This is a genomic window from Halorussus vallis (genome assembly GCF_024138165.1).
Lineage (GTDB): Archaea > Halobacteriota > Halobacteria > Halobacteriales > Haladaptataceae > Halorussus > Halorussus vallis.
The window spans coordinates 1,854,766-1,878,001 of record NZ_CP100000.1; the positions used below are offsets into that span (position 1 = coordinate 1,854,766).

General features: G+C 60.2%; 21 protein-coding genes and 2 tRNA genes. 14 read left to right on the plus strand and 9 right to left on the minus strand.

The window, feature by feature from the left end:
- The 6 genes from NGM07_RS09480 (at position 1) to NGM07_RS09505 (ending at position 7,632) form a co-directional block, all read left to right on the plus strand.
- On the plus strand, positions 1–957 hold the full coding sequence (locus tag NGM07_RS09480; RefSeq protein ID WP_253519892.1) for an ABC transporter permease: 957 nt from the start codon (positions 1–3) through the stop codon (positions 955–957).
- Positions 954–1,955 carry an ABC transporter permease gene (locus NGM07_RS09485; RefSeq protein ID WP_253519895.1) on the plus strand — a complete coding sequence of 334 codons (1,002 nt, stop codon included), beginning with the start codon at positions 954–956 and terminating at the stop codon, positions 1,953–1,955. Before NGM07_RS09480 ends, NGM07_RS09485 begins: the two co-directional genes overlap by 4 nt.
- The gene (locus tag NGM07_RS09490; protein WP_253519898.1) at positions 1,952–2,992 is read left to right on the plus strand and encodes an ABC transporter ATP-binding protein; all 1,041 of its coding nucleotides are present in this window, start codon (positions 1,952–1,954) and stop codon (positions 2,990–2,992) included. Before NGM07_RS09485 ends, NGM07_RS09490 begins: the two co-directional genes overlap by 4 nt.
- Positions 2,989–4,368 carry an ABC transporter ATP-binding protein gene (locus NGM07_RS09495; RefSeq protein WP_253519900.1) on the plus strand — a complete coding sequence of 460 codons (1,380 nt, stop codon included), beginning with the start codon at positions 2,989–2,991 and terminating at the stop codon, positions 4,366–4,368. The genes NGM07_RS09490 and NGM07_RS09495 overlap by 4 nt, the downstream gene beginning before the upstream one ends.
- An 11-nt stretch (positions 4,369–4,379) precedes the next feature.
- Positions 4,380–6,419: a CocE/NonD family hydrolase gene (locus NGM07_RS09500; protein ID WP_253519903.1), complete on the plus strand. Its 2,040-nt coding sequence runs from the start codon at positions 4,380–4,382 to the stop codon at positions 6,417–6,419.
- Positions 6,420–6,576: 157 nt separating this feature from the next.
- Positions 6,577–7,632: a succinylglutamate desuccinylase/aspartoacylase family protein gene (locus NGM07_RS09505; RefSeq protein WP_253519906.1), complete on the plus strand. Its 1,056-nt coding sequence runs from the start codon at positions 6,577–6,579 to the stop codon at positions 7,630–7,632.
- A gap of 50 nt (positions 7,633–7,682) precedes the next feature.
- On the opposite strand, the gene NGM07_RS09510 is transcribed toward NGM07_RS09505, so the two are convergent.
- Both NGM07_RS09510 and NGM07_RS09515 read right to left on the minus strand, forming a co-directional pair.
- Positions 7,683–7,754, minus strand: a tRNA-Thr gene (locus NGM07_RS09510).
- A gap of 95 nt (positions 7,755–7,849) precedes the next feature.
- Positions 7,850–8,503 (minus strand): DUF7114 family protein, encoded by a 654-nt coding sequence (locus NGM07_RS09515; protein ID WP_253519909.1) that lies wholly within the window; start codon positions 8,501–8,503, stop codon positions 7,850–7,852.
- Between the two features lie 60 nt (positions 8,504–8,563).
- On the opposite strand from NGM07_RS09515, the gene NGM07_RS09520 reads away from it, so the two are divergent.
- A complete protein-coding gene (locus NGM07_RS09520; RefSeq protein ID WP_253519913.1) occupies positions 8,564–9,307 on the plus strand; it encodes an enoyl-CoA hydratase/isomerase family protein in 744 nt (247 codons plus the stop codon).
- A gap of 288 nt (positions 9,308–9,595) precedes the next feature.
- On the opposite strand, the gene NGM07_RS09525 is transcribed toward NGM07_RS09520, so the two are convergent.
- Entirely contained in the window at positions 9,596–10,393 is a 798-nt protein-coding gene (locus NGM07_RS09525; protein ID WP_253519916.1) for an NAD+ synthase, read from the minus strand.
- Positions 10,394–10,530: 137 nt separating this feature from the next.
- Here NGM07_RS09525 and NGM07_RS09530 point away from each other — a divergent pair.
- Positions 10,531–10,601 (plus strand) — tRNA-Gly (locus NGM07_RS09530).
- 188 nt (positions 10,602–10,789) lie between these two features.
- On the plus strand, positions 10,790–11,911 hold the full coding sequence (locus NGM07_RS09535) for a tyrosine-type recombinase/integrase (protein WP_253519919.1): 1,122 nt from the start codon (positions 10,790–10,792) through the stop codon (positions 11,909–11,911).
- 110 nt (positions 11,912–12,021) lie between these two features.
- Here the strand turns inward: NGM07_RS09535 and NGM07_RS09540 are convergent, their stop codons facing one another.
- The 5 genes from NGM07_RS09540 to NGM07_RS09555 form a co-directional block, all read right to left on the minus strand.
- The gene (locus tag NGM07_RS09540) at positions 12,022–14,064 is read right to left on the minus strand and encodes a type IV secretory system conjugative DNA transfer family protein (protein ID WP_253519921.1); all 2,043 of its coding nucleotides are present in this window, start codon (positions 14,062–14,064) and stop codon (positions 12,022–12,024) included.
- Between the two features lie 35 nt (positions 14,065–14,099).
- On the minus strand, positions 14,100–15,071 hold the full coding sequence (locus tag NGM07_RS09545; protein ID WP_253519923.1) for a DUF8128 domain-containing protein: 972 nt from the start codon (positions 15,069–15,071) through the stop codon (positions 14,100–14,102).
- Positions 15,068–16,921 (minus strand): TraC-like domain-containing protein, encoded by a 1,854-nt coding sequence (locus NGM07_RS09550; RefSeq protein ID WP_253519926.1) that lies wholly within the window; start codon positions 16,919–16,921, stop codon positions 15,068–15,070. The genes NGM07_RS09545 and NGM07_RS09550 overlap by 4 nt, the downstream gene beginning before the upstream one ends.
- Before the next feature lie 266 nt (positions 16,922–17,187).
- Positions 17,188–18,024, minus strand: coding sequence for a TrbL/VirB6 family protein (locus NGM07_RS25605; RefSeq protein ID WP_497007270.1), 837 nt, complete (start codon positions 18,022–18,024; stop codon positions 17,188–17,190).
- A gap of 141 nt (positions 18,025–18,165) precedes the next feature.
- Entirely contained in the window at positions 18,166–18,489 is a 324-nt protein-coding gene (locus tag NGM07_RS09555) for a hypothetical protein (RefSeq protein ID WP_253519928.1), read from the minus strand.
- Positions 18,490–18,683: 194 nt separating this feature from the next.
- Here NGM07_RS09555 and NGM07_RS09560 point away from each other — a divergent pair, with 194 nt between their 5' ends.
- From NGM07_RS09560 to NGM07_RS09575, 4 genes are all read left to right on the plus strand, one after another.
- The gene (locus NGM07_RS09560) at positions 18,684–19,652 is read left to right on the plus strand and encodes a hypothetical protein (protein ID WP_253519931.1); all 969 of its coding nucleotides are present in this window, start codon (positions 18,684–18,686) and stop codon (positions 19,650–19,652) included.
- 105 nt (positions 19,653–19,757) lie between these two features.
- Positions 19,758–20,069: a hypothetical protein gene (locus tag NGM07_RS09565; protein ID WP_253519933.1), complete on the plus strand. Its 312-nt coding sequence runs from the start codon at positions 19,758–19,760 to the stop codon at positions 20,067–20,069.
- A gap of 26 nt (positions 20,070–20,095) precedes the next feature.
- Positions 20,096–20,380 (plus strand): hypothetical protein, encoded by a 285-nt coding sequence (locus tag NGM07_RS09570; RefSeq protein WP_253519935.1) that lies wholly within the window; start codon positions 20,096–20,098, stop codon positions 20,378–20,380.
- Positions 20,381–20,651: 271 nt separating this feature from the next.
- On the plus strand, positions 20,652–21,116 hold the full coding sequence (locus NGM07_RS09575) for a DUF8104 domain-containing protein (RefSeq protein ID WP_253519938.1): 465 nt from the start codon (positions 20,652–20,654) through the stop codon (positions 21,114–21,116).
- Here NGM07_RS09575 and NGM07_RS09580 read toward each other — a convergent pair.
- Positions 21,099–22,169 carry a Cdc6/Cdc18 family protein gene (locus tag NGM07_RS09580; protein WP_253519941.1) on the minus strand — a complete coding sequence of 357 codons (1,071 nt, stop codon included), beginning with the start codon at positions 22,167–22,169 and terminating at the stop codon, positions 21,099–21,101. The two genes, NGM07_RS09575 and NGM07_RS09580, sit on opposite strands and share 18 nt — an antisense overlap.
- 230 nt (positions 22,170–22,399) lie before the next feature.
- Here NGM07_RS09580 and NGM07_RS09585 point away from each other — a divergent pair, with 230 nt between their 5' ends.
- Positions 22,400–23,206 carry a Cdc6/Cdc18 family protein gene (locus NGM07_RS09585; protein ID WP_253519944.1) on the plus strand — a complete coding sequence of 269 codons (807 nt, stop codon included), beginning with the start codon at positions 22,400–22,402 and terminating at the stop codon, positions 23,204–23,206.
- Positions 23,207–23,236: the final 30 nt, after the last annotated feature.

Here is a 23,236-nt window from a genome sequence, read left to right on the forward strand (position 1 = left end):
ATGCGCAGATACATCGCCAAACGGACGCTCTACGCGCTGTTCATCGTCTGGGCGGTCGCGACCATCGTGTTCTTCGCGACGCGCGCGCTGCCCGGCGGTCCCGCACAGACGATACTCGGACAGAACGCCTCCCCCGAGGCGGTGGCCGAACTCAGACAGAAACTCGGCCTGAACCGACCGCTGCTGGTCCAGTACGCCGACTGGATGGTCGCGCTCGTCACCTTCGACTTCGGACAGAGCCTGACCAGCGGCAAACAGATCGAAACCATCGTCTCGAACGCCGCGCTCCGGACGTTCTCTATCGGACTCGTCGGCATCGTCATCGGCCTTGCGGTCGCGATTCCGACTGGACTCATCAGCGCGCTGTACAAGGACCAACCGCTCGACTACGGCGCGACGGTGACGGCCTTCCTCGGCCTGTCGATGCCGGCGTTCTTCATCGGCATCCTGCTGGCCGTGGCGTTCGGGGTGTGGTTGTCGGTGTTGCCGGTATACGGCTACGTCCCCATCGGAAAGGGCGTCGTCCCGTGGTTCACGCACCTCATCCTGCCGGGTATCGCAGTCGGACTGCCGTACGCCGCGATAATCATGCGGATGACGCGGTCGTCGCTGCTCGAAGTGCTCGGCCAACCGTACATGAAGACCGCGAAGGCCAAGGGCGTCTCCTCGAAGGTCCGACTCTGGAAGCACGCCTTCCAGAACGCGATGATACCGGTGGTGACGGTCGCCGGCATCCAGATCGCGGTCATCATCGTCGGCACCGTGACCGTCGAAATCGTGTTCGCGATTCAGGGAATCGGACGCCTCCTGGTGGACTCGATACTCACCCGCAACTACCCCCTGACGCAGGTCGTCATCGTGCTCACGTCGGTGATCCTGGTGTTCGCGAACCTCCTGGTCGACGTCACCTACACGTTCATCGACCCGCGCATCCGGTACGGAGGTGAGGGACAGTGAGCGACGACCGGCCGGTCGGGCGAGTCGACTTCGACGTCGAGGAGGCGGCGAATCCCGACCGCATCCCGCCCGAGTACCGGACCGAGGGAGCCGAGATTCCCGAGTACGAGTCGACGTTCCAGCGACTCGCCAAGGGACTGCTGGGGGACAAGAAGGCGCTGTTCGGCATCGTCGTCGTCGCCGCGTTCGTCCTCATGGCGGTGTTCGCGCCGTACCTGGCGCCCCACGACCCCGAGAAGATATTTATGCCGATGAAGGAGCCGATGACACACTCGGTCGGGAACTTCGACTCCGACGCCGGGACCGAGCGGGTGCTCCACGTGCTCGGGACCGACTCGTACGGCCACGACATCCTCTCGCGCATCATCTTGGGGTCGCGGCTCTCGCTCGCGGTCGCGGCGGCGACGATGCTCGTCGCGTTCGTCTTCGGCACCGCCATCGGCCTCATCGCCGCCTACTACGGGAAGTGGGTCGACAACCTGCTGATGCGGCTGGTCGACTTCCAGTGGGCGTTCCCCGAACTGATACTGGCGGTCGGCATCATCGCGTTCACCGGCGGTCGGGGCTTCGTCAACGTGGTGCTGGCCATCGGCATCGCGTACATCGACGACTTCGCCCGGCTGATACGCGGGGAGGTGCTCTCCATCCGCGAACAGGAGTACGTCCTCGCGGCGCGGTCGGTCGGGATGCACGACGTCAGGATCATGACCCGCGAGGTCCTGCCGAACGCCATCGCGCCGCTCATCGTCCAGGCGACCATCATGATTCCGCTGGCGATAATCGCGTCGGCGTCGCTGTCGTTCATCGGCCTGGGCGTCCGGCCCACGACGCCCACCTGGGGCATCCTGCTCAACTCCGGGCGCGACTTCATCACCCGTGCGCCCTGGATCAGCATCGCGCCGGGAATCGCCATCGCGATAACCGTCCTCGGGTTCAACCTGCTCGGCGACGGACTGCGCGACATCTTCGACATCTCCGAGGAGGTTTCGGACCGATGACGCTGCTCGAAATCGAGGGACTCCGGACGGAGTTCCCGACCGACCGCGGGGTCGTCGAGGCGGTCGACGGCGTCGACATGACCATCGAGAACGGCGAGATCGTCGGCCTCGTCGGCGAGAGCGGCAGCGGGAAGTCGGTGCTCGCAGACAGCGTCCAGCGCATCGTCGACGAACCCGGGCGCATCGCCGACGGCGACGTTCGCCTCGAGGGCGAGTCGATACTGGAGATGGACGAGGCCGAGATGGCCGAGGTCCGGGGCGACCGCATCTCGCGCATCTTCCAGGACCCGATGAACAGCCTGAACCCCACGATTCGGGTGGGCGAACAGATCGCCGAGACGATTCGGCTCCACCAGGACGTCGAGGGCGGAGCGTCTCTCCCGACCGAGATTCGCCGAAAGCTCCTCGGCGCGACCGAGAACAGTCGGGCCTGGCGGCGCGCGGTCGAACTGCTGGAGACGGTCGGCATCCCCGAACCCGACAGTCGGGCGACCGACTACCCCCACCAGTTCTCGGGCGGGATGCGCCAGCGCGCGATGATCGCCATGGCGCTGTCGTGCGAACCCGACCTGCTGGTGGCCGACGAACCCACGACCGCGCTCGACGTCACCATCCAGGCCCAGATACTCCGGGAACTCGAACAGCTACAGGACGAGTTCGACACCGCCATCCTGCTCATCACCCACGACCTCTCGGTCGTGGCCGAAACCTGCGACAGAGTGAACGTCATGTACGCCGGCGAAATCGTCGAGCGCGCCGATACCGAGGAACTGTTCGCCGACCCTCAGCACCCCTACACCCAGGGGCTGATAGCGAGCACGCCCCGAATCGACGACCCGCGCGACGAGTTGACCCCGATTCCCGGGAGCGTCCCGTCGCTGATCGACATCCCCTATGCGTGCCACTTCGCGCCCCGGTGTCCGGAGGCGAAACCCGAGTGCTTCGAGCGGGACCCCGAGTTCAGACCGGTGGGCGACGACGGCGACGGCCACGTCGCCGCCTGTCTCCGCCGGGGACCGGAGGGGGAACGACTATGAGCCGCGAACGGTCGGTCGGCGCGGGCGGCGACGCCGGTGCCGGTGCCGACGCCGACGCCACCACGGCGCAATCGGGCGAGACGACCCCGCTGCTCGAAGTTCGGGACCTGAAGAAGTACTTCTCGGTGGAGGACGGGTTCCTCGACAATCTGTTCGGGTCGGCGGGGAAGGTCCACGCCGTCGACGGGACCAGCCTCACCGTCGAGGAGGGCGAGACGCTCGCGCTCGTCGGCGAGTCGGGATGCGGGAAGACGACGCTGGGCCAGACCATCACGAAGCTCCAGGAGCCGACGGCGGGCACGATACGGTTCAAGGGCGAGGACATCACCGACCTCTCGTCGGGCGAGATGCGGTCGTACCGCGAGGACATCCAGATGATCTTCCAGGACCCCTCGGCGTCGCTGAACCCGCGACAGACCATCGGGGACATCCTCCGCACGCCGATGAAGGTCCACGGAATCGGGTCGAGCAAGCGCGAGCGGACCGAGCGCGCCCGCGAGTTGCTCGAGCGCGTCGGCCTCAAGGGCGAACACCTCGAACGCTATCCGAACCAGTTCTCGGGCGGCCAGCAGCAGCGCATCGGACTCGCCCGGGCGCTGACCGTGGAACCGGACCTGGTGGTCGCCGACGAACCGGTGAGCGCGCTCGACGTGTCGGTCCAGGCCCAGGTGCTCAACCGCCTCGACCGCCTCCAGGAGGAGTTCGGGCTCTCCATCGTCTTCATCGCCCACGACCTGAGCGTGGTCCGCCACATCGCCGACCGCGTCGCGGTGATGTACCTCGGCCAGATAGTCGAGCAGGCGCCGGTCGACGAACTGTTCGAAGCGCCCGAGCACCCCTACACGAAGTCGCTGTTGTCGTCGGTGCCGCGCATCGACCCGGGACAGCGGACCGACCGAATCGTCCTCCGGGGCACCGTCCCGTCGCCCATCGACCCGCCCGACGGCTGTCGGTTCCACACCCGGTGTCCGGCGATCATCCCGCCCGAGGACTGGCCGGGGAGCCAGGCGGCGTTCCGGCGGGCGTTCACGTTCCGGTCGCGCCTCGAAGCCGACGAGATGAATCCCGACGCGATCCGCGACCGCCTCGAAAGCGACGGCGAGACGACCGACGCCGAGGCGGTCGCCGACCGCCTGCTCGAGGTGAACCTGCCCGGCGAGGTCGAGGACCTCCCGGGCGACGTCGCGCGGTCGCTCGCGGACGTCGCGCTCCTGGTCGCGGAGGGTCGGCGGGACGAGGCCGTCGACAGCGTCCGCGACCTCCTGCCGTCGCCCTGTGCGGGGGAGGCGCCGCGGATGGTGGGCGACGACCACCGGGCGAAGTGCCACCGCGTCGACCCAGAACATCCGGCCGGGGAACTACTCGACGATGTCTGAGGGGCGCGAGGATGGCTGAGCAAAGCGACGTCAGGCGGCACGAAGACGTCCGGATTCCCGTCGGCGGCGAGACGGTCGCCGCGACCCGGTACGAACCGGTCGACGGTTCGGGGGCCTCGCCGGCGGTGCTGATGTACGTTCCCTACCACCACCAGGACGGCATCACCTACGGGGCCTACGACCCACTCAACCGCTACCTCGCCGCCGCGGGCTACGAGGTCGTGGTGGCCGACATGGTCGGCACCGGCGCGTCGACCGGATTTATCGAGGAACCGTTCACGCGCCGGGAGGGGACCGAACCCGCCGAAATCGTCGAGTGGCTCGCCGACCGGGAGTGGACCACCGGCCGAATCGGGATGTTCGGCAAGTCCTACGGCGGCATCACCGCGCTCGACGCCGCCGCACAGCGCCCGGACGCCCTGGAGGCCATCGTCCCGATTCACACGCCCTTCCAGGGGTTCAGGAACGCCTACACCTACGGCGGCCTGTTCGAGTTCCTGACCATCGGGATGGACTGGCTCACCCTGATGCAGGCGCTCGACGCCAAGCCGCCGTCCAATCCCGACGCCGGGGACGACGCGTTCGACGCCTGGCGGGAGCGCCTCGACCGCCTCGACGACCGCGACCCCTGGCTCTTCCAGTTCCTCGACCACGAGCCCCACGAGGCGTACTGGGACGACAAGAACATCCCCGTCGAGCGCATCGACGTCCCGGTGCTGGCCGTCGACGGCTGGCGCGACCCCTACACCGAGGACACGCTCCGGTACGTCGACCGAATCGACGCGCCCACCAGACTACTGCTCGGACCGTGGCGCCACCGGATGCCCCACCGCGGCCGCGAGTCGGCCGTCGACTTCCGGCGGCAGGTCCGGTCGTGGTTCGACCACTTCCTGACCGACGCCGAAACCGGCGCCCTCGACGTCCCGAAAGTACGGGCCTGGACCGAACTCGACGGCGGCGGGACCGCCGACGGGCGCTGGCGAGGGTTCGACCGCTGGCCGACGCTCGGCGAACCCGAGGACGACGCGCCGACGGGCGTGTCGTCCTCGGGTCAGTCGTCGGCAGGTGCATCGTCGACAGGTCCGTCGTCGGCCGAAGACGCCGTCTCGCTCGCGCTCGCGCCGGGAGGGCTCTCGGCCCCGGACGCCTACGACGGCGAGTCGGTCGCCGCGACCTGTCGGTGCGACCCGACCGTCGGACTGGCCAGCACCGACCCCTACGGCGTCGCCATCGCGCCGCTCGCCACGAACGACGACGACGCCCGCGCCTTGACGTTCGACTCGGAACCGCTCGACCGACCGGTCGAACTGACGGGGACCGGCGCGGCGTCGCTCCGCGTCGAACCGACCACCGAAGACCCGACCGTCGCGGTCCGGGTCGTCGACGTCGAACCTGGCGGTCGAGGAACCGTCGTGACGAAGGGAGCGATACGGGGCGTCTACCGCGACGGGTTCGCCGACCCGGAGCCGGCGACCCCCGGCGAAGAGCACCGGTTCGACGTTCCGCTCGAACCGAAGTCGCACGTCTTCGAGGCGGGCCACCGGATTCGGGTCGCCGTCGAGTCGGCGCGTTTCCCCGACCTCCTCCAGTCGGCCGACGCCGGCCCGTTCACGCTCCTGTCGAGCCCCGACGAGCCATCGACCGTCACGTTCCCCGGCGGTCGCCTGGAACGGGTCGCCTTCGACGATACGGTCCCGATGGCGCCGCCGGACGACGCCCTCTCGCCCGACCCCGAGCGCGTCTCGGGGACGACCGCCTGGGAGACGACCCGGGAACACGTCTCCGGCGAGGCCAGGGTTGCGAAGACCCACCGGCAGACGGTCGACCTCCCGCACGGAACGCTGCGCCGGGAGTCGGTCTGCGAGGCGTCGGTGACGGCCGACGACCCCTCGTCGGCGTCGGCCGAGAACGAACTCCGCCTGACGGTCGAGAACGACCGCGGGACGTTCGAAGTGGCGGCCTCGAACTACGTCTCCCGGTCGCTGTGCAGGGTCGACACCTCAGTCCGTCACGACGGCGAACTCGTCTACGAGGGGTCGTGGGTCAGATGAGCGAGCACGCCGACGCAGACGCGGAAGACGAACGTCACGATTCGCGGAGAGTTCAGGATTCAAAGACAGCTTACGATTCGCGGTAGTTCACGACGAAACCCATGCAAACCACATCAGCGAGTCCGAACGACGCGTACCGAACGAGGAGCGACCGCCGATGAAGGTCGGAACGGCGGAGACGAGTCCGGGCGAGTCCGACGCCGGCTACCTGTCGGTCACCGACCTTCCGACGGGCGGGGCCGATCGACTCCCGGTCGTCGTCGTCGACGGCGAGGAGTCCGGTCCGACGGTCTGGGTGACGGGCGCGGTACACGGCGACGAGACGACGGGGATGGCGGCGGCCCAGGACTTCGCGGCCCACGTTCGCGGCGACCTGCGCCGGGGCACGGTCGTCTGCGTCCCGGTTGCGAACCCGGCCGGCCTCCGGACGAACGCTCGCACCTCCTACTACCACGACGACGACCCGAACCGCCACTTCGAGAGCGTCGACCCGGAGTCGGCGCGCCCGCCGCGCGTCCAGCAGGTCGTCGACGAACGGCTCTACGAGCGCATCGCCGACACCGCCGACGCGCTCGTGGACCTCCACACGTCCTGGGTCGCGACCTACCCCTACACGATTCAGCCCCGGGTTCCGTACGGCGAGAACCGCGACGAGTCGGCGGCGAGCGACCTCAGCGACCGCATCACCGCGCTCGTCGAGGCGTTCGGGCTCCCCGTCGTCCGACAGTTCGGTCGCGAGGAGATTCGCCGCCGGTCGCTACAGGGCACCCTGACCGGCGCGGCGGTCGGTCGGGACGGCATCCCGGCGTTCACGCCCGAACTCGGCGGCCGGTACGTTGTCGAGGAGGACGCCCGTCGGGCCGCGGTCGCCGGCCTCCACAACGTGTGTCACTCGCTCGGGATGGTGGCGGAACCGATGCAGACCGAGGCGTCGTTCTCGCTCCCGGCCGACGGGCCGCTCAAGCGACTCGTCCACCCGCACGCCGACGCCGCCGGAATCGTTCGCTACCGGGTGTCCGAGGGCGACCGAATCTCGGCCGGCCAGGCGGTCGCGGACATCGTCTCTCCGCATGGGACGATCGAGGCCACCGTCGAGAGCCGCCACGACGGGTTCGTGCTCAGTCGGATGGAGGGCGCCGCCGTGTACGAGAACGACCCGCTCCTGGACCTCGCTGTCCCCGACGACGAGCCGCTTGTCGTCCCCGAGGACTGAGTGGAGAAGCTGGTTCGGTAGGTACTGGTCGGGCGTAGTTCCGCGAGAAAAGCCTAGGCCGGGATTTGAACCCGGGCTCTCGTCCTTACCAAGGACGCGCTTTACCGCTAAGCTACCCAGGCGCGCATCTTTTGCTATGCCCGGTATCCTCTTTAGGGCTTTCGATTCCCGGCCGCCGGTGTGCGATTCTGGGGCACGGCGCGGCGGAAATTTCCCGTCAGGGGTCGGTCGCCGACGGCCGCGGTCCGCGGCCGAGCGAGGTCCGCGGCGAGAAATCGGTCATCGCCTCGGTGACGGCCTCCGAAACCTCCTCGGGCGGGTCGGGGTCGTCGTCGGCCGCGAGGTCGGCGGCGTAGGACAGCAGGACCTCCGGCGGTTCGCGGTCGACCGCGGTCGCGCCCGCCACGATCGCGAGTTCGAACACGTCGGCTTCGAGCGCGCGAGCGGGCGCGTCGCGGCCCGCCTGCGCGTCGGTCCGGTCCCGGCCGAACGATTTGACGGTTTCGACGGCCTTGTCGGCCGCTTCGGTCCGAGCCAGCAGGTAGAAGCCGCGGGCGACCATCGCGTCGGCCGCCAGGATGCCGAGATTCGCGTCGTCGTAGGGGGGTTCGCGGTCCCACGGCGCGTCGACGGCGAGCGACCGGGTGAGTCGCAGTCCCTCGTAGATAAGCTGTACTCCCGCGGCGCGGTTCGCCACGCCGTCGCTCCGTGTCCCCTCGCCGTCGGCGACGCGCGCGGACGACAGCGTCAAGACGCCGGGTAACATCGACGATTCGTCCAACAACGCGTGTATTCGGTCGCGCAGCGGTTTCGGCGTGACGTCCCGCACCGCCTCTCGTCCCGCTTCGCGTGCCCGGACGGCCGCTTCCATCGAGCGAACCTTACGACGGAACTGCCAAAGACCTTTGGAAACCGCCTCCGAGGTGCCAGCATGATACGAGTCGACGACTGCGGCGCCGACGGCGGCGGAGCGGGCGACGGTAGCGACGGCGGTGAGGACTTGCGCATCGTCACGCTCGCACGACCCGACCGACGCAACGCGCTCACGGTCGAGGGACTCGACGCGCTCGAACGTGCGATTACCGAAACCGACGCGTCGGTCGTCTACCTGCGCGGGGAGGGGCCGGCCTTCTGCGCCGGCGCGGATTTAGACGTGGTCTCGGGCCTCGACCGCGAGGCGGCCGAGGCGTTCGCCGAGCAGGGCCAGCGCGTCGCGAACAGCATCGAGAGCGCCGACAGCGTCGTGGTCGCGGGCGTCGACGGCGCGGCACGCGGCGGCGGGGTCGAACTCGCGCTGGCCTGCGACCTTCGGGTCGCCACGCCCGAGGCGACCTTCGCGGAACCGGGCGTGAAACTCGGCCTGTTCGGCGCGTGGGGCGGGACCGTCCGCCTGCCGCGGGTGCTCGGCGAGGGCGAGGCGCTGGACTTAGCGCTCTCCGGACGCACCGTCGACGCCGAGGAGGCGCTCCGGATGGGACTCGTCTCGCGCGTGACCGACGACCCGCGGGCGGTGGCCGACGAACTCGCCGAGAACGACCCGGAGACGCTCCGGGTCGTGAAGAGCAGGATGCGCGACCGAAGTGGTGCGAGCGAGCAGGAAGCGAGGGAGGCCGAGGCGTTCGGGAGACTGGTGGAACGCCACGCGAACGCGATTGCGGAGGAGCGCGGGGAGTAGTTCGAGGAGGGAATCAGGGACCTTTCTCGTATCTTCACAGCCGGCATGGCGCGCGCTGGCGCGGCTCCGCGGTTTGGAGCCGCGCCATCTCCGTGCGAGGGATGAGCGAACGAGCAAAGCGAGTGAGCGAATCGGCTGGGGAGGCGTGTGGCCGTCGCGGTGCGGTGGCGGTGCGGTTCTCAGTTGAATCGTGCAAGCAGGCCGCTCTGAAGAGCTGGAATGCCAAAGTTCCAATCTTCACCTTCCAATTCGAAGGGCATCAAGTAGGCCGACGATAGAAGTCTCAGGCTATTCTAGCGGTTCCGGCGAGGGCGGCACGTGGCGCTTGTGCTCGCTCCGGGCGACCATCTCACGGACGCGCCGGAGCTGTTCCTCGGAAACCTCCGGAAGTTCCCGAAGCGTTGCCGACTCCGAGAGCGGCCCCTCGACGTGGAGTGCGAGCACCGCGTCGAGCGCGTCGTAGGCGATGCCCATCTCGTCCTCGTCGGTCTGGCCGGCCCACAGCCCCGCGGTCGCGGGCTTGTCGACCAGTTCGTCCGGGACGCCGACGTGTTTGGCGAGTTGGCGGACCTGCTGTTTGTAGAGGTTGCCGAGGGGGTGGCAGTCGACCGCGCCGTCGCCGTACTTGGTGAAGTAGCCCACCAGCGCCTCGCTCTTGTTGCCGGTGCCCAGCACCATCGAGCCCTCGTGGTTGGCGACGAGGTAGTTCATGACGCCCCGCGAACGCGCGCGGAGGTTGCCGACCGCCATCCGGTCGCCCTCCGCCGCTGGGTAGGCGTCGAGGAAGCGGTCCACGATGGGGTTGATCTCGAAGACGTCGAAGGACATCTCCAGCTCCTGGGCGACCCACTCAGCGTCGCTCATGTTGTCCTCGCGGCTCACCGCGCCGGGCATCACGAGGCCGTGGAGGTTCTCCGCGCCCAGGGCTTCGACGGCGAGGTGGGCGGTGAGCGTGCTGTCGATGCCGCCCGAGAGGCCCAGGACCGCCCGGTCGGTGCCGGCCGACTCGGCGGTGTCCCGGATGAACCGGACGATGTGTTCCCGGTGAGCGTCGAGTTCGGATTCGGACAGTCGGAGGTCTATCATGGGTCGTCATTCGAGCGGCCGCGACTAAAAGAGGGGTGGCAGGCCGCGATTTCTGGACGAACGGTCGCCCTCTCGCGTTCGAAGGGATGGGCTGAAGCGCTACGTTCAAGTGTGGCCGAATAGAAACGCAGGATAGAGCGCCGGTGGTCTAGTGGTAGGACATGAGCTTCCCAAGCTCATAGCCCGGGTTCGACTCCCGGTCGGCGCAGTTCTCAAGGCTTCTCCTGCTGGTTTTCCGGGTTCTCAGGAAAACCCACATGACCCGAATCGAAGCTTACAATCCGGGTGGTCAGAATCGGCCCCGACGCCGTCCCGTGGTTTTAAAACGTTTCAGGCTTACTAGAGCTAGAGACAGCCCGACCACGTTTTTCGTGACCCGGGAGGTGAAAGCTCATGGTGCATAGTCGTGACCAAATCGAAGACATCGTTGTCATCCCTGAATCTACGGAACACTACTTAAACCAGAGACAGCTGGAGGACTATCGTGATCATCGTGTCCAGCTCATCAAGTGGCTGTGCCATCTGGGTAAAGATCCGGAGAAAGCCGAGGGGTACGCCTATGATACAGCCCGGCAACGCGCATACAAGACCGACCGGTTCCTTCGCTGGCTCTGGGACCATGAAGACGGGTACACATTACACGCAACAACCGACCACGCAGACACCTACACCAAAGAACTGGTGTACGAAGATCACTCGGAGACCTACAAAGCAGGCATCCAGAAGGCCATCAAAACCCTGTTCAAATACCTGAACCACGAGAAGGGTCGGGGGATCGACTGGGAACCAGAAATCAAGTTCACCAACGGCGGCTCACAGACACACCAAGTCAGAGACTTCCTCACCGAGGATGAACGACGGAAGATCAAACAAGCCGTCCTCAAACACGGCTCGATACCCCACTACAACAGCGTCGAACCACGAGAACGCGACCAATGGAAGGCCTACCTCGCACAACGCTTCGAGAAACCCAAAGACAAGGTAACCAAAGACGACTGGAAGAAAGCGAACGGCTGGAAGTACACCTCAATAGTCTACGCCTCGATGGACGCCGGGTTCCGACCGAAGGAAGTCGGCCGCGCAAAGACGAGTTGGCTCGACCTCGAAAACAACCTCTTCCGAATCCCGAAAGAGGAGTCAACCAAGAACCACGAGAACTGGCACGTCGCAATGAGCGACCGAACCGCCAACATACTACGGAAATGGCTGTCCGAACGCGAAAACTACAGCAAATACCGCGATACGGACGCACTCTGGTTAACCCGGTACAGCAACCCCTACGGCTCAGAAGCACTCAACCGACTACTCCAGAAACTCTGCGAAAAAGCAGGAATCCCAACGAAAAACAGGGACATCTCCTGGTACAGCATTCGGCACAGCGTCGGAACACAGATGAGCCGGGACCAAGGACCCGCCGCAGTCCAACAACAACTCCGGCAACGCTCCAAGGAGATGGCGGTCCGATACGACCAAGCACCAGTCGAAGACCGACAAGAAACCGTAAACAAATGGGATTAGAAACCGAGGTCGCCCACCGACTCTACCGGGTCATAAGTCGTAGACAGCATATAGTCGCTGGCGATTCAAAGCTGATTCAGACCTGCGTTCGTACCCAATCGGCGACGGTTCTAACCGGATTCAAAATTCTCGCCGTCCGGCGTGAGTGAAACGGGTTTCACGTCGAAGACGCGTTTCTGCCCGCCCGTGACGCGCTCCACCGTCACCGGGTCGCTCACCTGAATCAGTCCGAAGCGTTCGAGCTTGTCAAAGCTGTAGTTAACTTTGTGGGTCGGGAGGCCAGTTGCCGACGTAATCTTGTGTGTATCGTCCTTATCTTCCCTGATACAGGTTAGAATAGTTCGGTCGATGTTTCGTAGCGCATCATCCGTCATCTCGGGCCCATCAGAATCCACTAATTCGGAATCGGCCTCATCGTAGAGGGAGGCCCCATCTTCGGAAATTTCCAAGATCCGGTACTCAGCATCCGCCACTCGATCAATCTCGGTAAAGGACTCTCCGCCGTCGCCGGTATAGTAGCTGAACCGTCCCTGCTCGTCTTCGAACTGGGTACCGTGTCGGTTGACGGGATCAGCGACAATCTGCTGTAGCTTCCTCGCATTTCCTTCTTCGACAACGAAGATGCATTCTCGGCCGTGGTCGACCGCTCGCTGCAGATTCCGGAGGACTTTCGCCGGTTTGGAGAGGGTGGCACGTTCTGCTTCCAGATGCGCAATCTCACTAGCAGAAAGGTGGACATGACCATCCGGTTTGTCATCACCCGTACCTTGGTTCAGAAGATTGACCTTAAAACCGCGTTCTTCTAGCTGTTCTTTGGCCGTAGTGAGGAGTTCCTTGTGTTTTTTGCCCCCGGCGTTCGCTCCATCCCCTAGATCTACTTCTAATATGGGTTGACCCGTTGAAGTTTCATTCTGTTTGAGGAGCTTTTCTTTCCGTTCCTCGACGGTGCTCGGGTCGACGCTCCACGGCGGGTACGTATCGACCACCTTTGCGGGTGGCAGTGTTTTCTCTGCCGGAAGTTGAACAGCTGGCCGGTACTTCCCTAGATTGCTGAGATCGTCCTTCGAGAGCCCATTCATGATCGTCGTAAACGTGTTCAAGTCCTCGGACGCGCCAGGTGTGAAGACAACCTTTGTCAACGTGTTGTTCAACAGTGCTCGCTGCATCGCAGTGTCGAGATCATCAAGGTACTGTGTTGCCGCGGTGATTGAGACGTTGAACTCCCGGCACTGTGAGAGCATTCGCCGGATATGGTCTGCTTCACTAACGAACTCCTGGATTTCGTCGATCAGGATGTGGTAGGGTGGACGGTCCTCAGCGGGTAGTGAGCTTCTTGCTGCGGTGGCGCTCCAGAGCTGTGTCAGGACGACGCTGCCGATGATGCTGGCGGCCCAGTTACCGATCTGGCCGTCTTGGGCATCGACCAAGATGATCTGTTGGTCGGCGAGTGCGTCCCGGAACGAGATATCGCTGTCTCGTTGCGTGATGATGTTTCTAACCGTCTCGTTCTCAACGAGATCGGAGAGCCGCCGCTTTAATGGTTCTCGTTGTCTCCGACTTAGCTGCTTCAAATCTTCGAGTTGTTCGCGTGTGACCGTGTCGGACGTCCTATCGATGAGATCTGAGAGTTCCCTAGTGTCGATAACACACTGGTAGAGATCCATCAAGGTGTTGTGCTCGCCGTGATGGATGTTCAAGGCGACGTGCGCCGAGAGAAGGCTTCGCAGGTTCCGGGGCCACCGCTCACCCCATTCGTCGGTCAACCGCCGGAACATGCCCATGACACTGCTGACGATAATCTTCTGCTGGTGGTTCCGCTCAGCCTGGGTCATCTCATCCGTGACCTCAGGCTTCAACAGGTTGATTCCGGGAACACGGTCTTCATTCGGGTTGATGTAGACGATGTCGTCAAGCCGATCCTCCGGGAGTTTGCCAAGCAGCTTGTCAATCACTCTGCCCTTAGGGTTGAGAAATGTAAACCCGGTTTTATACACATCCTGTAACGCAATCCACAGCAGGAGGTTTGTCTTACCTTGGCCGGTCGGACCTGTCACCGCGGTGTGCAGCATCCGATCGGTGTCGTCAACGCCGACGTGTTCTTCAACGCTGTATCGCGACATCTTACTACCCACGTAAGTCGTGTTCTGCTTCACGGCACGCCGGACCACTTCCGGTCTTGGTTCAGCGGTCATAGCTGCGCATACTGGATGTTCTCTTGATCGTTGATATCCGGTATCGAGACCAGCCCCGCTAACTCCTCAATCGAGGCCTGGAATCGAAGACTGTACCCGCCGAATGTCCGACTGCCAAGCGCTCGATAGAACTCAAGGAACCGCTTTTGTCGCAATCCCCGGATAGTGACCGTGTCGATATATTGGTTGCTCTCCAAGCTTTCATAGACGTTAAACGAGCCAGCAATCTCCTTGACCCGACTCGCAGTAAACTCTCCAGCACCGATCACAGCGAACCGTATCGACACCCAGAACCGTCGCTGATCCATCTTCCGTTCGACAAGGTCAGCCTGCTTCCGCTCCCGCGGTGTCGCCGACCGGCTTCCCCACAGTTTCTCTTGCTCCTTCCGGAGGAAATCCATAGTCTTGTGACTTCGGCGTTTCCGCAGCCACTCCCGGACTGGTTCTCCCGCAACGGGCTTAAACAAGATTTGGACAACAAATCGAGTGTCTCGCATCGAGTCACTGTGAAGCGTCGAGATCAGTCCGTTAATCGGTGGCGTGGCTTCGAACTCCGTCCGGAGCGGGAACCTGTCCTTTCGTCCTGTCGTTAGTATCCCGCCGCCGATTGAGTCGCCCGGTACCACAGGCAACCTAGTGACACCCTCAGTAAATCCGATACCCGGAACCTCGTTCGAGAGGTGCGCCCGCACCTTTCTACCAAGTCGTTTAGTCGGGACACAGAACTGCAACCATAACCGGTCACGTCTAGGACGCTGAATCTCGTATACGACAATCGGAGATGTGTTTTTCACTAGAAGACGTGTCTGTATCTCAAGCATTCCACGGACAAACCCTTCGACCGTTGTAGGAATATCACCGGTCGCTGGTGGTTGTACCTCAACCGTGTAGAATTGTTTCGATGGAGCTGCTAAGTCCGCTGCTTGATCCTCATCCACTTCTGTATACGCTGCAGTAAGCAGTGTCATTCTACCGCCTCCAATTGTTCGTGCTGTTTCGGCTCGCTGTCGAAAATCCGGTGTTCCAGTGCGGTCGACCCAATTTGGAGCTTGGTGTGGACGGCGTTTGAGACGTGCAGATATGCCTCACTGTAGCTGGCCTCTTCCCCGCTTCGCAACCCCTGGATATCCAATTCCTCTTGTCGAGACAAGATAGGGGAGTCCGGTGCATCCTCGTGACGGAAGAAGAGTTTGCCGGGAACATGATTGAGGATATTACTTCCCTCGGCGGAATCGGCGAAATGAGACCAACTCTGGGTCACTAAATGGACAGCGACATTGATGTCTCGGGCTTCAAGCACGAACTGATTCAGGACGTGACGTCCCGCATCGTCCTTGAGAAGAAGCCGGGCTTCATCGATTAACACGATGGTTCGCTGCTGGTTTTGCGAGGTCGCAGAGTAGATTTGACGGACAAGATCGACCAACGCCGCCACGTTCTCAAACTCTCCCCGTTCCTCGACTTCGAAGCCCACGACCTGCTTATCGAACGAGTACTCTTTCCCGTGGACAACGAACCGGTGGTCACCGCCGAGTGCTTCGACCGTCTGACGGTACTCCTTCTTCGGATCAACCACGATAATCTGGATATCGGGATAGACCAGTATTGACCGCAGTAGCTCCAGATGAGCCAAATAACTCTTCCCTGACCCGAGGGTGCCCATTACGGCCATCGAGTGGGAATCCCAGCCAAACCGGTTAACCAGTATAGGAGTCCTATCTGCCGCGTCAACCCCATACAGCACGCCGGTCGTACCGCTGAACGGCTGGGTGCCAAATGGCAGTCCCGTTGCTGCCGATACTGAAGGCATCAACAGCGTCTCGTTAAGCCGATCATCGTAGAATGGGGAGTCTGTATAGTAGGCGTGGTCGTTCCGGAATCCAGGCTCCTGAAACCTAAGTTGAAGTGCGCCAAGTTGGGTTGTCACCCGGTCGAAGGTTGCGTCCGTCTCCTCGGAGGTTGGGCCGTGTGCTGTGACGTAGGCACCGTACTTGAGCGGGTTACAGTCCTGTCGCGCCAGCAGATCAAGGAACCATTCAGCGTCGTCGAGCGCTCGTTCAAGCTCGTTGACTCCTTTATGACCTTGAGCAAGAAAGGCGGCGATCTCGGCATCCAACGTCTCGGAGTGACGCCGGAGCTTCCGAACCGCTTTATCCACGTTCACCGGTTGAACCACCTGTAGAACATCAACGAGGCCGTCAACCCGAAGGAGGTAACGCGGCCAGCCGAACTCGATCTCCGAGGGGTACTCGTCGATGTACACTAACTTCCGGTACTCATCGAAGTCGTGGTTTGCGGTCGCACAGTAGTGTTCTGACGGCTCCGGAGCAGGGTTGATTACCTGGCTTGCGAACTGGTGGAGAGCATCTCCTGTGATCTGCGAGACCTCAAACTCGCTTCCAGCGAACGCCGATTTTACCTCCTGAAGTCGGCGGTACAGCTCTTTTCCTGTATTTTCGTACTTCCCACCAACTACTCGAATAACGACGAAGTGGTCCGTTCGGACGAAGCCGTCCACAGCAATCCGTTGACAATACTCTGTGTACTCAGATCGGAGCTCGGAATGGCCGGGGTTGCTCTTGACCATGTCGACGTAGTCGTCTAGGTCTGCCGGTGTCTGCCGCGAATAGATGTAGAGGGGATACGAGATGGTGTCCAGAACCGTTTGGAAGACCTGATGGAGCACTTCGTGGTCCCGATCGGTTTTCAGGTCAAGATTCACCGGCGACACCTCCAGAACGGCCATGACAGCACGATGGTCAACGATGAGGTATGGCCGCCGGACCTCAATTTCCGGGGTGTCGATAGACCGGGTCATTATTTTTCACCCCCGAAAACGATCCATCGGATCCGATGGTACAGGTAGACCTCAAACGGTTGCCCATAAGGATACACCGCTGCCCATACCAACCCAAGAATCACGCCGACGAAACCGGCTCCAAGCATCGTCAAGCTTGATTGGCCTGTCGATAGCCAAGATAGCAGTGTAACCGGGAGTCCGAATCGGAGCAGATCTTTCCACGTGAACCAACCGAAGTACCTAGGCGACCGGTCAAACCCGCTGGGCATTCGTTTCCGCATCGGTCACCACCTCCCTCCTCGATCACGGTCGCGCCGCCGCCGGTCACGCCGTTGTCGACGCAACTCCCCGTCACTGGGACCACCGGAACCACCCGAACCACCGGGCGGCCACCTCCGTCTCCATGTCCCCCGAATGCTGCCTGCGAGATCTCGACCGCCGATAAGTCCCTGTGAAACCGCAAGCAACTGATACGGAATATACAACATGAGAGCAAATGAGGCGACTCCCAGAATCCAGTTCGATACCGGTTGGAGCCCCAGTGTTCCGGATCCTTCCAACAGTGCGAGGCTAAAACGGAGGACAAGAGCGTCAGCAGGGCCAGTAGCAAGCAAGGCAAACCAGACCGAAATGAATGACCGGGCGTACGCCCGCGTGGCTGGCAGAGCCCAAGCTATTGCCACTAACGGTGAAACCGCCGCTATAAAAAGCAGATATACATTTCTAAATACAAATAGTATTGCTAATGTAGCTAACGCAAACGCGTTTATCACCCATACGAGTACAAGGCCAGTGGTTAACCCTGCCAACTGTTCGACCACGATAGGATCCCGTGGTCGGAATGCCTCTACAAGTGCGTCAGCAATCCCCACTGGAATTTCCAAGACGGGCAAGGCGATCGCCGCAAAACCCATACCGATGACGAGCCGTGGCAAGATTTCACGGGCATTCCCGAACGAGACACCTAAATCGGTGGTGATCTCGGATATCCCAGCGATTACAACAATCAACACTGCGCCAGGTAGAGCCACCATCAATGTCAGTTGGTGAATCGTCGTGACTGGAGGATTGGGATGGATCGTCGCTGTATGCAACATGACGTCAACTAAGACATCGATCATCGCTTCAGCTAGCGCCCGAAACGGAGAGAACAACAGGTTGAGAACGCCCCTATCGGAACTAGTCCCGGTTTGGGTTAAGAAAGCATCCGGGAGGAACACGAGGAAACCGAGACTGGCGACGGATAGTTTCCGAGACACCGGTTAGACACCTCCTGTACAGACATTGACTGGAATAAGCAGGAAAGCGATAATGAACGGCCCAGTCCAGACTAATCCAATACCCGTCAACACTCGTTGCACCCGCTGAATTGCTATCCGCTTCGCATCCTCCGACCCCCAGATCATCATCACGCCCGCATACACGAGGGCGGCCGCAGCAAGCAGCCCGCCGACGCTGAATATCAGCACCACTACTTGGTGGATTAGCAGGTAAATCGGTTCTAACGTTGATTGCCCGTCACAACCGACAATTCCGTGGATCGCAGCGGCTGGTTGGACGAAATTTACTATCAATACTGCTGCCATGGATAGCGTCGTCACTACCCGTACTATCTGTCGTTTCATTTTTAGCCGTAACTCCCCCGTAATCTTGGTTTCAGCCCTTCTAAGGCGGACAGGGCATTTTGGTCTTCTTCGACCAACTCCGCAGAACAACTAAATGGCCGCCGCCGAAAATAGTTTTTCAACAACCTTTCCTTGAAGAACAGGGTGAACGAATCATGGAGAAAAACAGGGTAGACCTCTATACTTGCGATTCAAAGATTAAATCGGAGAAAAATGATCCAGAGGGACTAGGAGTGAGTCTTCCCTTTAATGCGGAGGAGGTACTTAAATGCCAAGAAGGAGACGACATGTTTGTTGTTCTTAATGAAGAGGAGGCAGTCGGAGAACAGATTTCTCACATACAGGTAACTAAGCTACCAGAAGGTGTCTCATCTGATCATCCCCAATCCTATGAGTTGAGAGTGATGGACGGCGATCACTTCATTAGATTTCCCAAGGAGTGGCCGAAGCCAGACAATGATAAACTTGGATTTGATGTTGAAAGTGGATCAGAACTGGTAGTCGAGGTCTCCAAGGAGTCTACCGCGATCAGGGTTTACAGAAAAGAGGATTACGTATTCAGAAATCAGAAACTAGTCAAGAATAATCGCTCACCCTTCTTCAGATTCATTCCCGCATTACTTGGCTTAGAAGGGAACGAAATACCTGATCTTTCTGGTCGATACGATGGTGATCTGTTCCAGTTTGTCTTATTTGACGCTCATCACCCTGTTTTCAGAAGACAGTCCGAAAAACAGTTCCAGGAGAACGATATTCCGTCATCAGACCTGTTTTTCCAGGTCAAGGAGAATGGTCAACTTCCCCGGCAGAACGCAGATTTAGAGGTGTGGTGGGATCCTAGCGGTGGAGACGAAACTGGATTCGATCCGTCGATTAAGCTCTACGATGCGGAAAACTGTACAGAAACATCGGTGATTCTCCCAAAACAAGGATACTTCCTTGTGAAATCTACTACTCAACACGGCACCCTTGAGACGTGGCTTGCACGTTCATCATCGGAACGGTTTCAGCAGAGCAAAGGCTGGGAACGAAGAGTTGGCGAAAGCTGGTACGGCTTCTTCCCTGAGAACTCGGACGGCGAAAACGGCTTCAGACTCTACGTACCTGCTAAAACTATGGATTGAAGTGGAAGCAATACGTTCTCCGTTATTCTGTCTCCATCTGAAGCTTGGTGTTCGCTAACCTGTTTGAGTGCTGTTCTCTATTAGTTGAGATACCGGTGAATTGCGATGGTAGTAGATTATGATGAGGAGCCGCTGGCGGTCTGGGAAGCACTTCTGTTGCCAAACTGTCGGTGGGAAGCCTACGAGAAAACAGAGGAAAACCTGTACTATGGCCGTGTAAGAAGCCCGAATACCTTTGGTCGATGGGAATACGTCCATTTCAGCACTGAACAACTCAAAACCGTCGGCGGATACAGGGTAGATACGTCGCCCGGTGACGACAAACTGTTTCCGGACGGCGGCTACGAACTAACCTACGTAATTGAAACCGAATTTGAAGCTTTCCAACAGTCGGGTGATGGCATATTCGGGAGATAGCGGACCTACTGAACTACTCAAACAGAGTGGAAGTAGACGGCGACTATGAACCACTTCTCGACCAACGAAGAGACTCAGTGTACTGCTGGTTCAACCCGGAGAGTGGAGACACACTCTACCGGACGGACGGTGCTGAAACAGACCTGTTTTTCCGGTCGGTCGGTGAAGCAGAACGATTCCTGAAGCAAGAAGCTGTCCAAGACACGGAAAATGACTACACCAAGATGTGTCTGTACGAGATCCAGGTTCAGCGGGTCGAATACGCGATGACTGCCTTGATGGATCAGTCCGGGATCGACGACTTCCAGTAAGGAATGAACCGGAGAGTCTCAAGTGTAGCCAGGTCTTCACGTATTCACTTAGCTCTCCCGTTCGAGGAGTTCCAAAAGGGTGGTAGCCACAGGTGTCGATGAATGAACTGGCGGAAGCCGAAGCACTTCTCGCAGAAGTATCGTCATGGTCAGAGGACGAAGTGCAGTCGCTTCCAGGGTTCTACCGGGAGGCCGCTGAACAGTACCGTGAACTACTGAACCAAGGCGACGCAGAACCCAGATAAGCCTCCAAACATCCATTAATCTGGATGTGGGGGAACAGGGTATGCGGTATCCTGAGTATGAGGACCTTCTAGCTGAATCACGTCCTGAGACCAGTCGTGGCTCTATCGACCCGGATTTCGTGTTTGGTGAACCGGATTTGGAAGCACTTTTGATGGAATCAGAGAGACAAGAACAGAACCGGATAGAAACTGAGCTCGACCAGGTTGAGACCTTGCTTCAGCACCGAACTGAGATCCACGAACAAACCATAGATCAGCTTGAAATCGGTCTTCAAGACGAACAAACCCGGCTAAATCGGTTGCAACGCCCGTCTATTCCGATGGATCGTATCCTCAGCCAGAAACGCCGGGTAAGAGAGCTTGAGCAACAACTGCATGAACAGCGCCAGCTCCACTGGAGTGACCGTGAACAACTAGAACGAGAGCGACGTCGCCTTCACCGAGAGCTTGCCGAGCTTGAGGATACTGATCTCTCAGTCTTCTTCCGATGATGTGTCTTTAGATGGTGGGTCGCCGCTCCAGTCAACAAGCCGGATTTCCCGTGTTTTGCCTTTGTTACCGCCGTAGTGGTAGGTGGCCTCGATCAGTCCGAGGAATTCAAGATGGACTAGGAAGTCGCTGATACGTCGCTCACTTAACGGTGTGACATCGGCATCGATACATCGTCTCCGATAGGCTTCATATACGGTTCCTGAGACCACCGGGTCCCAGTCTTGGCTGAGTAGATCGATGGTTTCGTAGAGCCGTCTATGGTGGGGTGTGAAGTCGTCCAGTAGCTCAGTAACGTACTTTGCATAGCCCGCGGATTGAACCTCGTCTATGAGATCGCGTGTAACTGTATCATCGGTTGCTTCTGCGGCGGCTCGTAGCCAGCATAACCCAATTGCGATGTTCGAGGTGGTTGATGCAATCCGGGAGAGCGCGGTTCGTTCCACTGACTCGGGTTGGAGTGCGCGGCGTGCACGGTCGCCGAGTATCTGCTGGACCTGACTGACGGTGTATGGGTTAAGGCTGAGAATCTGGGGCCGAAATGAGCTGTAGGTCCGATCATCTAACTCCGGCTGTAGACTCCGGTGGTTGGCTGAAACCGTTATGACTGCGGTGTTCTCCAACCGGGTCAAGAAGTAGAGCAGATCATCGCCATCATTCAAGAGAAGGAAGTCAACTTCGTCAAGAACGATCACAGTCTCCAAGGTCAGCGTCTGTTCAATCCGGCGCTGGAGATCAGCGACATGGTGGCCGGTCCCGACGGATTCACCGGTCAACTGTTGGAGCAGTCGCTCTAAGGCTTTGTACTGGGTGTCGTGTGGTCGTCCGGAGACGTAGCAGGTGGTCACGGTTGATGGAAACGTCGTGAGAAATTGTTTGACCAAGTGGGTTTTCCCGGCTCCACGGGGTCCGTAGAGATGGAGGTGCTGGAGTCGTGTTTCGGTGTCAGCCGCGAATGCCTCTGACAGTGTTTCCTGTTCCGGTTCTCTATCAATGAGTTGGGCGGGAAGGTACGTACGGGACAACGGACCAGCGGTATCGATAATATCGGTCATAGGCTTATATTTGGAGGGCGGGACTCACACGGATTTTCGGACACTGGCCTTCAGTTGGGGAAAAGCATGACCCGGAGGATTACTACATCTTAGAGTGGTGATTATCCCGAGAATACTATTAGCGGTGTATCCATTCGAAAACCAGTACACTCCTCCACATACGAAACAGTATCCCGGATTCAGTTTTTGAATACTCACTGACAGACAACGGTGGTGAGCGTGAACTACGAATGTTCGACAACACCTCTACTAGCAGCGGCATCATCTATTCAGAACGCTACCTAAACGGTGAAGCCAGCCTCCAGCCCACAGGTCGTGATAAGGAAATCCATGCAATCCGTGATGGGGTCCGCCCACTGATTAAACGCAATACCCCTGAAACCCTGCTTGTCTACGGGACGCCTGGAACCGGTAAAACCGTATGTGTCAACCATGTGTTCGGCGCACTTGACCGTGAAACGAGCGTGAAAACTATCCAGATCAACTGTTGGCAGTACTCTACTCGTCCTGCGTTACTCACCGAACTGCTGATTCAGCTCGGATATCCAGCACCGCGGAAAGGCAAACCGGTCGACGAACTGCTCTCCAAACTCCGTGAATGGCTTCAGAAAAACCGGAGTGTCGCCGTATCGCTTGATGAGTTTGATCAGTTGCAGGACAAGACCGAGGTTGCGTACGACCTCTACATGCTGAGCCAGCAAACCGAGAATAAACTTGGACTAATCATGATATCCAATCTTCCACCAGATGAACTCTTGCTCGACTCACGGAGCTGGAGCCGGCTCAACTGCCGAACAATCGAGTTTGAACCCTACACTGCTGGCCAACTCGAAGAAATCCTTCAGGACGTCGTGGAACAGGCGTTCAAATCCGGGACAGTCAACAGCGAAGTGATTGAAGCTATCGCAGAACAGGTCGCGGACAATACAGGGGATTGCCGACAAGCCTTCGAACAACTGCTTCAGGCCGGACGACGAGCGACGCAAAATGGTGCACGCAAAATCACAGAACAGGATCTTGCCAAAGTAGACGATTAAAACCCTATCTCCTGTTCTTTTTGAATTCAT